At 39.4% G+C, this 12,749-nt stretch carries 12 protein-coding genes; 2 read left to right on the top strand and 10 right to left on the bottom strand.

Translation table 11 applies throughout. From position 1 onward, the window contains the following. Positions 1-75 precede the first annotated feature (75 nt). The 5 genes from ACM0OS_RS05565 to trpS form a co-directional block, all read right to left on the bottom strand. A complete protein-coding gene (locus ACM0OS_RS05565; protein ID WP_414542167.1) occupies positions 76-501 on the bottom strand; it encodes a hypothetical protein in 426 nt (141 codons plus the stop codon). A gap of 176 nt (positions 502-677) precedes the next feature. Next, positions 678-1,127, bottom strand: coding sequence for a hypothetical protein (locus ACM0OS_RS05560; protein WP_414542172.1), 450 nt, complete (start codon positions 1,125-1,127; stop codon positions 678-680). A 70-nt stretch (positions 1,128-1,197) separates the two neighbouring features. Next, entirely contained in the window at positions 1,198-1,890 is a 693-nt protein-coding gene (locus tag ACM0OS_RS05555) for a hypothetical protein (RefSeq protein WP_414542166.1), read from the bottom strand. A gap of 269 nt (positions 1,891-2,159) precedes the next feature. Continuing rightward, on the bottom strand, positions 2,160-3,089 hold the full coding sequence (locus ACM0OS_RS05550; RefSeq protein ID WP_414542165.1) for a methylenetetrahydrofolate reductase: 930 nt from the start codon (positions 3,087-3,089) through the stop codon (positions 2,160-2,162). A 59-nt stretch (positions 3,090-3,148) separates the two neighbouring features. Continuing rightward, positions 3,149-4,159 (bottom strand): tryptophan--tRNA ligase, encoded by a 1,011-nt coding sequence (gene trpS / locus ACM0OS_RS05545; protein WP_414542164.1) that lies wholly within the window; start codon positions 4,157-4,159, stop codon positions 3,149-3,151. Positions 4,160-4,405: 246 nt separating this feature from the next. On the opposite strand from trpS, the gene ACM0OS_RS05540 reads away from it, so the two are divergent. Further along, positions 4,406-5,608, top strand: coding sequence for a DNA cytosine methyltransferase (locus ACM0OS_RS05540; protein ID WP_414542163.1), 1,203 nt, complete (start codon positions 4,406-4,408; stop codon positions 5,606-5,608). Between the two features lie 157 nt (positions 5,609-5,765). On the opposite strand, the gene ACM0OS_RS05535 is transcribed toward ACM0OS_RS05540, so the two are convergent. The 3 genes from ACM0OS_RS05535 to ACM0OS_RS05525 all read right to left on the bottom strand — a co-directional run bounded on the left by ACM0OS_RS05535 (position 5,766) and on the right by ACM0OS_RS05525 (position 7,245). Beyond that, positions 5,766-6,014, bottom strand: coding sequence for a helix-turn-helix domain-containing protein (locus ACM0OS_RS05535; protein ID WP_414542162.1), 249 nt, complete (start codon positions 6,012-6,014; stop codon positions 5,766-5,768). 540 nt (positions 6,015-6,554) lie between these two features. Next, on the bottom strand, positions 6,555-6,962 hold the full coding sequence (locus ACM0OS_RS05530; protein WP_414542161.1) for a helix-turn-helix domain-containing protein: 408 nt from the start codon (positions 6,960-6,962) through the stop codon (positions 6,555-6,557). Positions 6,963-6,981: 19 nt separating this feature from the next. Then, positions 6,982-7,245, bottom strand: coding sequence for a type II toxin-antitoxin system HigB family toxin (locus tag ACM0OS_RS05525; protein WP_414542160.1), 264 nt, complete (start codon positions 7,243-7,245; stop codon positions 6,982-6,984). Positions 7,246-7,342: 97 nt separating this feature from the next. Between ACM0OS_RS05525 and ACM0OS_RS05520 the strand changes: the two genes are divergently transcribed. Further along, complete coding sequence (locus ACM0OS_RS05520; RefSeq protein ID WP_414542159.1) at positions 7,343-8,080, top strand: DUF429 domain-containing protein; 738 nt, start codon at positions 7,343-7,345, stop codon at positions 8,078-8,080. Between the two features lie 40 nt (positions 8,081-8,120). Here the strand turns inward: ACM0OS_RS05520 and glgP are convergent, their stop codons facing one another. Continuing rightward, the gene (glgP, locus tag ACM0OS_RS05515) at positions 8,121-10,685 is read right to left on the bottom strand and encodes an alpha-glucan family phosphorylase (RefSeq protein ID WP_414542158.1); all 2,565 of its coding nucleotides are present in this window, start codon (positions 10,683-10,685) and stop codon (positions 8,121-8,123) included. Positions 10,686-11,268: 583 nt separating this feature from the next. Beyond that, entirely contained in the window at positions 11,269-11,583 is a 315-nt protein-coding gene (locus ACM0OS_RS05510; protein WP_414542157.1) for a hypothetical protein, read from the bottom strand. Between the last annotated feature and the right edge of the window lie 1,166 nt (positions 11,584-12,749).

Below are 12,749 nucleotides of genomic sequence, written 5' to 3'. Positions count from 1 at the left end.
AAGGAGAGGGGTTGGGGGTGAGGTTCTGTATTTTATTAAATCCACATTCCTAACTCATAACATTTTTGCTAGCCGTTACAACACATCTACACGACCATCGTTAAGAATATAAATAGAGCGATCGCCTGGAAAACTCCACGTAGGACGAAATTCTACTTGCAATGTGCCAAAGTTGGGCTTGGAGACATTCGCCTGTACCGACAAACCAGTGTCATCCCAGAAAATTAGCGATAAATTTGGCGTTGTCCCATGTCCATGTTCCAATGTTAATTCCTGTCCGGGTTGCAAGGCAATTGGATCAGTGGCGGCAAGTTTTTGTAATTGAATCACGCGAGGAGTGCGATTTACTACTTGGACTCGAACGCGTTGTCCTGGTGTAAACTGCATGGGACGCAGCCCACATTGAGAAGCGCAGGTTCCAGCTAATGTCACACTAGGGTGATTAGCAGATGTCAACAGCAGTGCTGTGGTGAATAAGGTCGTTAGTATTAGCTTAGACATGGCTTTAAAATTTACAAAATCGGTAATTATTGATATTTGAGTACTTCAGCCTAACACTGTACTGAGAAGTTGGGTATACTCTTCGTCAATTATATTACCAATTTTGATTACAGCTGACCCACACAATCGCTTCACGGATCAGATGATTTGTGTATACACGGTAGGGGTTTTTTATTTTAACACTCAGAAATATCTGCTAATTTCACTAACAGACTATCTGCTAAATTCAATAACTCTGCATTATTTAGATCAACATGATCGTCATCACCAGCTAACAGATTTCTGACTATAGATAACCTGTCATTTCCTGTGGCAATTCTCCAACATTCTGCTAAATTGACTGCAAAATCAAAAAGCGATCGCTCTCCTAAATACTGCCTGACACTGACAGCTACATCATCATCACTGACTAAAAATTCTTTAATAACATCTAATACCCTATTACCTAAAATTTCATCATGTCCCCATGTTTCTAGCCAATCACTATTTGCATCTTCAACATAAAAATGGACATAATCTACACCGTATGTTAGCCAGTCATGCTGCATTCTTCGGGCAGTTGTTAAAACTTGCGAAAATTCTTCCACGGGATTTCTGTAACTATGAGTTTCTTGTCGGTTAGCCATAAAAGCTGTGATGCGCTGATAAGTATGTAAGGCCAAACACAAATCTTCAATTATTGCACCGTTAAGAGCGTCAGGAAAACTTCAAATACTTGCCACCTGAAAGATAGTCACTGTTATACAGTGCTATATTAACTAACTGCTTGATGAAATTGACATCTTTGGGATTGTAACTTAAAAATAATCCTCTCTCTATTTCCCATGAATGCAGTGTATTTTGCCAATAATGATACTTTTGATGATTAAACTCTTCCGAAACACTGGTAACTTGAATACATAAGGGTTTTTGCTGATGACTACTGATAATTAAATCTGTGGCCATAGAAAGGTCGGCGATGTAACGATGCCAAACACTACCTTCACGCTGAACAATATTGTGAGCTATAGCTTTAATAATATCATCATCTAACTGATTAAATTCTCCTGCCATGAGTTTTTGTTTCCAAATATAAAATTTGGCATCGGTGGCATTTATCCATCTGGGAAAAAGATAGCCATACCAGTATCTTTCATTAGGCGTCATTTGCTCAAATTTGGCATTTTGTGCTTCTACCGAAGGTGATGATTGAATAATCAGCCAAATGGTAGAATCTGTAATTACTTCTAAAAGAAATGCTAGGACAAATGGTTTAGCAGTCAGAGAACCGGGCTTGATATTTTTTACCCAACGATTAATCTCGCGCAATTTTTTCGCCAAGTTGGGATCTATCGAGGAGGCTTGCTCGATGAGGTCTTTTAGCTGATCCTTAATCTCTTTTGCTTGCAAACGATGCCCTACTTTCAGTAACTAACGCTTTTGGGAAAGATTGATCACTAGTATCACTAATGAGAATAATATGTACTTTTGTTACCAAGAAATATCTATTTTTGGATAGAATTGGTGTAAATACAACTTTTACTTTAGCAGATAACGTCTGAACTGACAGTACTCTCAAGGGTAGCCAAGGATACGCTCGGTGTATTGTTAGTCTATGCCTCAGGCTGGCTATGCCTACGCATTTCCTCAGTTATGGCGGGGCATAGCCTACTGCCTATCTACTTGGCTACTACATGATTAACTGGTACAACTTTGGCTAAATCCAAAATTTGTGGAATCACATCTTCCCGCTTTACGGCCATCATGTGAACACCTTGACACAACTGCCGCGCAATTTGCACTTGTTCTGCCGCAATTTTTACGCCCTCTTCTAGTGGGTCTTTGGCTTGTGCCAACCTATCAATAATATGCTGGGGAATATTTACTCCCGGAACGCATCTATTAATAAACTGGGCATTCTTTGCCGATTTCAACAGAAAAATTCCAGCCAAAATTGGTTTTTGATGAACAGACGCTATGTTGTCCATAAACTTTTCTAGCTTTTCAAAATCAGTAATTAATTGACTTTGAAAAAACTGCGCTCCGGCGGCAATTTTACGTTCAAAGCGACTTTGCAAACTTGACCAACTGGCACATTGGGGATCTACAGCTGCACCTGTAAATAAATCTGTTGCACCATCGGTTAAGGGCTTTTCATGACAATCAACACCTTGATTCATTTTCCCAATTAGTTGCAACAGTCGCACAGCTTCTAAATCAAACACGCCTTTAGCATCAGGATGATCGCCTGCTTTTACAGGGTCGCCAGTCAAAGCCAAAATGTTGCGGATACCCAAAGCATGGGCCCCCATTAAATCAGCTTGTAAACCAATTTTATTGCGATCGCGGCAAGCAACCTGACAAATTGGTTCAATACCGTGTTGTAACAAAATGACTGACGCTGCTAACGAAGACATCCGCAAAACTGCGCGGCTACCATCGGTAATATTGACGGCATGAACCCTCCCCTTAAGGGTCGCCGCCATTGATAGCATGTGGGCTGGATTTCCCCCTTTCGGGGGTGCTACTTCAGCAGTAACTAAAAATTCACCACCTTGTACAGCATGACGAAATGAATTTAAAACTGTGGAACTTTGGGTATCCTGCATAACATTATTATTTCGGTTTCTTTAAAGGCTATAACGAATTACGCCTAAAAGTGCAAACCTTATAGGGGTAGAGAATAACCCAAGGCAGTTTTGACCTGTGCTAAAGTTTGGTTAGCGATCGCCTCAGCTTTTTTTCGTCCATCACGTAATACAGACTCTAAATAAGCTTGATCCTCCATAATTGCCTGATATTTTTCTTGGATGGGTCTTAAAGCATTAATTGTTGTTTCTGTCAATAATGGTTTAAATTGTCCCCAGCCCATATCCTGACATTCTGCGGCTACGGCTTCTTTGTTCTTCCCAGATAGCAACATATACAGCGTTAACAAGTTATTACACTCTGGACGCTCTGGATCATCAAAAGTCAAACCCCGAACCGGATCGGTTTTACAGCGTTTAATTTTATATTGAATCTGATCTGGTGGATCTAATAAATTAATCCTACTTAAATCAGAAGGATCAGACTTAGACATTTTGCGTGTACCATCCGCCAAACTCATCACCCTTGCCCCTTCCTTGCGAATTAAAGGGTCTGGTAACTTGAGTACAGGCTGGTCTGGCTTACCAAATTGGTGATTTAACCGCGCTGCAATATCTCTTGTCAATTCCAAATGTTGCTTTTGGTCTTCACCTACTGGCACTTTATCAGCTTGATACAGCAAAATATCAGCAGCCATCAGCACAGGGTAGTCTAACAAACCTGCACTGACATTTTCACCTTGCTTGACAGCCTTTTCCTTAAACTGGATCATGTCTTCCAACCAGTTTAAAGGTGTGATGCAGTTAAGCAACCAAGTAAGTTCACTGTGGGCAGAGACGTGAGATTGCACAAAAATAGTGGAGTGATTTAAATCCAGACCACAAGCTAGATACAGCGCCACCAATGTATAAGTATCAGATGCTAACTGTTTGGGGTCATGTGGTACCGTAATCGCGTGCAAATCAGCCACGAACAGGTAATTTTCGTATTCACTCTGACCTTCTACCCAGTTGCGAATGGCTCCTAAGTAGTTACCCAGATGGTAATTACCCGTTGGTTGAACTCCAGAAAGAATACGCTGCTTGCCCATAAATTTCAACTTAATTTATCTCAAATCCGCCCTCTATAAAGTGGCGATTACAAAACTCATTCAATTTTGACACTTTCCTGGGCAACTGGATCTTAAGTGATGATTTCTATCTAAAGTATTTTGGACAGTAAGCTGATAAGAATAGATATTTTTTACTGGTCTAGCCTCTTGTTTTGGCGATGAGGTATCCTTGATCTATTGTAGACAATCTGTCACACTTAGCCAGACCTTAATATCAAGCATCCAATGCAAGGAACACAACTTGATCTTTTTCCACATGAGGATGAGGGTAATCCTATCAAAAAGCAAAAGCAGCCAAAGTTAGGACGTTATCAGCGTATTCAGCGCGAACTAGATCAAGATAACTCTGATCCATATAAGCAATTTATTGATATTACTTCTCCACAAAATTTATTATCTAAATATACGTTTGTGGATCTATTTTGTGGTGCAGGGGGAATCACACAAGGGTTATCACAATCTGGATTCACACCATTAGCTAGTGTAGAAATTAGCCCAATTGCTTCTGCTACTCACAAAAAAAATTTCCCCCAATGTCATCACTTTTGTGGAGATATTGAACAATTTTCTGCCCAAGATTGGCTGCAACAAATTGGCTCACCTGAAGTAAATGTTGTTGTTGGTGGTCCACCATGTCAGGGATTTTCAGTAGCAGGAAAGCGTGACCCAAAAGATCCGCGCAATAGGTTATTTTATGAATTTGTACGTGTAGTTTCAGAAATCCGCCCTTGGTATGTAGTGATGGAAAATGTACCAGGCATTTTGACAATTCAAAAAGGGAGTGTGAAAACAGCAATTATTGAAGCTTTTAAGTCTATTGGTTATCCTCATGTTTCTGTAGCAATTCTCGAATCTGCTGCTTATGGAGTACCACAAATTCGACCAAGAGCTATTTTTATAGCTAATAGATTTGGAATGCCAAATCCTTATCCTAAATCTCAATTAAACATTGAAGAATATAAACCTATTGAGTCAGCCATTTCTGACTTACCAGAATACACTCTTATCCCGGAGATTAATCATGAGTGGACTAAACATTCACCGGAATATATGGAACGTCTGGCTCAAGTTCCCCCTGGTGGTTCCTTATATAAAAAATTTGTAGATGCGTTCAAACGGCAATATACTGGTAAACCGAGTATGACTGTGAAAGAAAATCATGGTGGTACTCATATTCACCCATATTTAAACCGGGTAATTTCAGCACGAGAAATGGCAAGATTACAGACATTTCCCGATTCATTTATTTTTGAAGGAACTATGAAAAAAGCTATGTGGCAAATTGGTAATGCAGTCCCACCACGTTTAGCCGAGTGTATTGGTTATGCACTTATTCCTTATTTAAATGATATTGCCATTAATCATAATTTACTTTCAGTTTCGATAATAAGTCCAGGTCGCTGCTTGTTTCCACGTTGTAATCCTTGAATACCACCCCCACCTGCATACTGATCAGATCCAATTTCCTTTGTTTCATGTCGACGACAATGCCATTTTTGATCTGACAACAAATTAAAGACTTTCAATTGGGTTGAGCCTTGTTTAAATTGACTCCTAATTGTTTCACCTAAATTTTCTTTGTTGTTCACTGTATTTTATCTGCTTCTATTTCTAGGTGCTTGAGAAGAATCGAAACACTAATTCCTAAGCCATGAGCAAGACTTACCAGAGCAGTTAGGGAAGGGTTTCTGACTCCACGTTCCACGCCGGATATGTATGTTCTGTCTAAGTTAGCGCGTAGTCCTAACTCTTCTTGTGAAATCCCCTGTTCTATTCTGTATTGCCTGACTAGAGAACCTAAAGCACAAAGAATTTTTTGTTTCGACTCATTCATGTGCCGATTGTCAATGTCTATGGACTATCAGTCTACGGACGATGTGTCACATTAGAGCTTATTGCTTTTCTCCTTAAAGTCAAGTTAGAGATATACGCTAATTGCTAATTTCTTTCTGTTCCCTGTCTTGAACTGGTATAAGTAAGTCGGCGAGAAAAAATCAAACTATGTTAAGCAATGTAAAATAATTAAAATTCATTTCGTAGTCAGCGGCTCTAGCCCTTATTTGAGGACTAAAGTCCTCACTCTTCGAGTGATGCCTCCGGCACGCTGACGCGAACGTTAGTCGCTCATGGGGGAGACCCGCAAGATCGCGCTAACTCACTACAAACCTTTAATTATTTACGCCATCCTACTTATGTATAATTTTTACAAGTTAATGCAATAAAACTTAGTAAGTAAAACGACTTGAAAAAACCAAGCTATGTAAAGTAAAGCACTGATTCCGTGAATGGAAGAAATATTAGCTGATATGTTAGGAACCTTTCATCAATAATAGGTGTTTTTAAATATTAATATTTAGGGTTTGGCTAAAAACAATTACTTAACAAAGTAAGTAGGTGAAATTTGAAAAAAAGTTGCTAATTTTTGAATTTCAATTTCCGTTAATTGGCGGGTTCCATTGAGAATATTTAAAACGGTTAATTCACTTTCTAAAAGAGTAGCTAAATCTTTGGGTTGCAAATTAGATTTTTCCAGTAATGCTTTGAGAAGTTCTATTCCCTTAAGAGTAGGTATTAATTCATAGCTTTGTTCATAGTCATAAACAAGAGTAGCAAGAACTTTTAAATAGTCTTTATCATCTTGTGTAAAATTTCCTTGATCTAATAAATAATTGATTCGCTCTTGGGTAGCAACTAACTCATCATCATTAGTAATGGGTCGTGGGGGAAACGTAGTAATTAGCTCTATATAGTAGGTACTAGGAGTTTTTAAACCACTCGTCATTTTTCCAATTCTCCTGATCTTATTCAGCGTGGGTGAGTACAGCCCGAACAAATAATAATTGATACTCGTAATCGATATATGTTATGAGTCGATAATGATTAGCTTTAATATTAAATACTGTGAAGTTGCCGACTAAATCTGCTGAGGGAAAAATCTTTCGCACATCATTAAACTTTTGAAAATCAGAATCGGATATACGCTGATACCATAGTATAAGTGCTGACTCTGCTTGCGAATGTTTTTTCCAAAATTCCCGAAGTATTCTTTTGCTAATAACACGCATTAAATATCTTGTAATATAGTAAACTTACAATTATCTAAATTTAAATGATTAATATATTAATCAATATCTTAACTCATATTTTTTACATTTAACAATCATGAAATTTATCGGCATTGATTTAGGCTGGAAATCACAACCAAGCGGTTTATGCTGCTTAGAACTAATCGCAGGAAAACTGCAAATACTAGATTTAGACCGCCAAGAATTTATTGCAGATATCCTCACTTGGATTGAGCAAAAGGTACAACCAGACGAACCAGCCATCATTGGCGTAGATGCACCCACCTTGATCCCCAACGCTACAGGTAGTCGTCTTCCCGACAAACTAACACACAAATACTTTGGTAAATATCACGCCGGATGTTACCCAGCTAATCAAAACCTACCTTTTGCAGAACGTACCATCAACTTTGGTTTAGAATTAGAACGTCGTGGATTTGCCCACGCACCCGAAATTGATCCCCAAAAACTTGGCAGATATCAAATAGAAGTTTTTCCCCATCCCGCAATAGTAAATTTATTCAACTTAGAACGCATCCTCAAATATAAAAAAGGACGCCTCAGTGAGCGTCGCTTAGAATTAATTAAACTCTACAATTTCATAGTAGAAATTCTCCCCACCTTAGAACCTCCTCTGCGCCTCTGTAGTTCGCTATCTTCCGAAATCCCCAGTACAGGCGCAGCCCTCAAAGCAACCGAAGACAAACTAGATAGCCTGATTTGTGCTTATGTAGCCGCCCATTGGTGGTACTGGGGTGAACAACGTAACTTAGTACTAGGCGATCGCACCACTGGTTACATCGTCATCCCAGAAAAAAGGGAGAGTGGTGAGTAATGAAAATATTTTCCATACCCTACTCCCTACTCCCTCACAATTATTCTGCCCAAGCAATCAACCTCGGCTCATAAGGACTAGACAAGTGTTGATGCTGCGGTAACACACGCAAAGACAAACCTTGTAAACCAGAGGCTGTGTAGGTGATGTTAGAGGTGTAAATACTTAACCCTTGTGTATCCTGTCCTTGGTAATCCATGACTACCGGCACAGCATGGACAATATCACCGTTAGCGTCAATGGCACCTTGATATAACTCCACCCGCACATCATCATTTCTCAAAGTTGCTAAATCAACCTTAGCTTTAACGGCAACGGTTTGATTAACTTCAATATCTGCATCTGCCGATATATCGATGTCTTTGATTTTGATGTTAAACCAGTGGTCGCTCAGTTTTTCCTTCCAATGGGCTAATTCCTTAGCTGGAGCATAGTTATCGGTAGTCAGGATATGATAGCGATCGCTTGCTGGGAAATAAGCTCGTTGGGCATATTCTCCTACCATCCGGGCTGTATTAAAGAAAGGACAATTCAAGCGAATTGCATCTTTCATTTTGGCTACCCATGCCCTCGGTAAACCATCATTATCTTGATGATCATAAAACAAAGGTACAACCTCTTTCTCTAACAACTCATACAGAGCGTTAGCTTCTATTTCGTCTTGGTAATTGGGATCATCGTAATTTTCACCATGTCCAATGGCCCAACCGGTGCGGACATAATCAGCTTCATCCCACCAGCCATCTAAAACACTTAAATTGGGCAATCCATTCATGGCGGCTTTCATTCCACTGGTTCCGGAGGCTTCCCGTGGACGACGGGGTGTGTTTAACCAAATATCACAACCAGCTACCATCAACCGAGCGATATGAATGTCGTAGTTGGGAACAAATACTACCTGTTTTTCTAAGTGGTGTTCGCGGATAAAGTGATTGATGTCGCGGATGAGTTCTTTACCGGGGATATCCTTGGGGTGAGCCTTACCAGCAATCACAAATTGCACTTTCCGGTTTTTGTTGCCTAGCAAAATCCGCTTGATGCGTTCCAAATCGCGCATCCAAAGAGTAGCGCGTTTGTAGGTAGCAAAACGCCGGGCAAAACCAATAGTTAAAACGTGGGGATCAAGAACTTCTTGGGCTTGGCCAATTTCTGAAGCGGAAGCACCGCGATCGCGTAAATGCTTCACTAAATGATCCCGGACATATAAAATCATGTCTAAGCGGCAGCGTTCGTGATTGCGCCACAACTCTTCGTCGGGGATCGCATCCATGCGCTCCCATAACGGGCTATCTGGTGGTGATGATGACCAATTGGGCCCTAAGTAGCGATCGTATAACTCTTGAGTTGATTTCGCTACGCAACTCCGGGCGTGAACACCATTGGTAATGGCAGCAATGGGTACTTCTTCTACTGGTACCTTTTTCCATAAACCCTGGAACATTTGCCGTGACACTACACCGTGCAACTGAGCCACACCATTAGAAAATGTTGCCATCTTCAAGGCCAACACCGCCATACTAAAAGGTGCAGATAAATCACCAGTATTTTCCCTTCCCAGTCCTAAAAATTGCTCCTTGGGTAAGTCAAAGATTTCTGCATAGTACCCCAGGTAGTGCATCACTTTGTCAGGAGAAAACAAATCAATTCCCGCTGGGACTGGGGTGTGGGTGGTAAAGATATTGCTGGAAGCCACCACCTGTTTGGCTTGGGTATAATTCAAGCCTTCTTCTTGAATCAGGATGCGGATACGCTCTAAAGCGGAAAATCCTGCATGACCTTCATTCATATGGTAAGCGGTGACGTTATAACCCAAGGCTTTCAACATCTGCACGCCACCGATCCCCAGCATAATTTCCTGGTGGATTCGCATATCGATATCACCACCATACAGCTGGTCGGTGATGTCGTGGTCGTAAGGGTTATTGGGTTCGATGTTGGTGTCTAACATATACAGTGGAACTGTTCCCACCTGTACGCGCCAAACTCTGGCATAAACCTGGCGTCCTGGATAATCTACTGCAATCCTCAGTTCTGAACCATCAGGATTGCGCTCTAGGTGCAGAGGCATATTATAAAAATCGTTGATGGGGTAGCGTTCTTGCTGCCAACCATCGGCATTGAGATACTGAGCAAAATATCCTTGCTGATACAGCAAACCGACACCCACCAGAGGTAACCCCAAATCACTAGCAGATTTCAGGTGATCCCCAGCCAGAACACCCAAGCCACCAGAATAGACGGGTAAACAATCTACCAGGCCAAATTCAGCCGAAAAATAGGCGTAGCATTCTTTCGGCTTGTGGCTACGTTGTTTCTGATACCAGGTGCGTTCTTGTAAATAATCTTTTAACTGGCGGTTAGCTCGATCCATTTGCGCCAGAAAGCCTTCATCTTCGACCACTTCTAAAAGTCGCGCCTGACTGATTGTTCCCAGCATTAACACTGGGTTGTGACGGCTAGACTCCCACAGGTCGGTATCTAAGCGCCGAAATAAATCCTTAGACTCAACGTTCCAATCCCAGTGCAAGTTATATGCTAATCGCCGCAGTGGTTCGAGTCGCTGCGGTAATGAAGGTGAAACGTTAAATGTACGAATTGGCTGCATAGGTTACTAAAACTCCAGGTTTAATTTGGTGATGCTTAATTGTCTTTATTACTGTCTTTACCCAATGTTGCCAATTCTTGCTACCGCTTTTGTAAAATTGCGATGACTTTGTTAAGCATGGAAAATTATTCTTACCATCGCTGCTAAAGTTTACACCAAGGGCATTTCTAAGTCTATGCGCTTCCCTCAAGTATTTACTTAGTATAGTAAAATTTAATTATTGTCCCATCACAAATACTTAAATAAATATAAATAAATTCTCATTCACCCTTTTTTCCGGAAGAAAATATTAATCTCACTCGATATTTGACAAATATCCTCTGGATCAATTGTCATTTTTGTTACAAATTTCCCTTGTAAGATCAACCATAACAGCTTTTGTTAGGGCGAGAAATGAGTTAATTTTGTCATCAGCGATCGCCAGAGTAAAAAATTACTGAAATAAAGTATTAATTATTGCTATATTTTGAGCTATTTGGAGATATAGTGCGTCTAATTGTTTCTCTGCAAACACACAAATGTAGTCTGCCGATTGACACAGCAAATTGACAAATTATGATGTATTAATATAATGATTATGCGCCTAGAATAAACTGGTATGAGAATTTTGAGGTATACTTAAAGCGACCGCTGCTGCAAAAGCCATCTCTGCTGCTAATTGATAAGCTAGTTTAATATTAGATGGTGAATCTTTACTATAAGATGAAAGCAAAGCTTTTGGCGTGTTTGACTCTTGTTTAACATGACCAGCTACGACAGCTCGCTGCAAGATGATAAATGCATCTAAGTCATCCGAGTCGTAACTATCTTGTAGTAACATTTCTATCTGGTCTTGAGCTATAACACTGAAAGAGCCAGAGGTTAAAGCTTGCTGCACAATTTCTTTAATGGAAACCATAATTTTAACCAAGTGTGTGAATGAGCTTTTGCCGTGTAAATTTAATGTTGGATACCAGTTATATCTATAATGTGTCCACAATTTATAATGGATAGGATCAAGGGCGCATCACCCATTTGGCTCATCTCATAGGGTGATTTACAAATTGTGCATTATTAGGTCAGTTATATTATCGCTTGAGTAGTAACCAGTAATTTATTTAGTATGTGTCATAAATCCAATCAATTAACCTCAAGTAAAATGTATTTTTTTATATAGGTATAAAAATATTGGTTTGCTAATGAATACGTAACCCATAATGTTAATTTAATTTCAAAATATTATTGATAATCAAAAATCAAAAAACTTACTTCCTAAAAGTGTTCCAAGAGAAATAAAGTATGCTAATCTTAAAAACAACTATCACGAAAAATTTTGCATGTAATTTGGAATTGTGATTTTCTTTGTCTGTAATTCATCGGTTTGCAACATGATTAGCGCAGTATACTCTAGAAATTCGTTGCAAGAAAGTCGTCATTGTAGTCGTGGAAGCGCTTATTTGTTTGCACCGATGCTCAATTTTAATGTGATGGCTGAAGTGGGTGACACTCCACCCTAAAATTGATTTACTTAATTAATAAAGCTACTAATGAATTACAGCAGAGTTACATTTCCATAAGTTGTGTGGAAAAATTTATCTGCCAAACTTGCACTATCGCCTGCAACAAAAAATGTAATTGTGTTGGAAAAGCCAAATTAATTGTCTTGATCAAAAACAACTCGAATGTGAATAACTAGATGAAAGTTGTTTTTATTCTTTGGGCAAATGCGCTAAATAAAGTCAATTTGGCTCTTAAACACCCAATAATTCAATTTAATATTCTGAGTTCTTGTGCTGTGAATCCTTAGTTATTGCCTGTATATTTTCTTAGTTAATTTAATAAATTAACTTTGGCATGATGATTTTTGCAGTCACTACAATTGCTCAGTAACTTTTCTATTTATCAATTTCTACCATGTGTGGAAATTACTAAAATGTCATACTGATGAAAATCTAGCAATTAGTTTTTAGCGGATTAACAGACTATTGAATAAATGGAGGAAATTCTTGTGTAATTGCACAGCAAATTCCTCACTTTAAACATATCAGGTTTATTGGCACTACCAGAAGAAACAATCTCTTCTTA

Origin of the sequence: Nostoc sp. CCY0012 (genome assembly GCF_963920855.1) — a bacterium.
Classification (GTDB): domain Bacteria; phylum Cyanobacteriota; class Cyanobacteriia; order Cyanobacteriales; family Nostocaceae; genus Cyanocohniella.
This window is presented reverse-complemented; position numbering and strand designations above follow the sequence as displayed.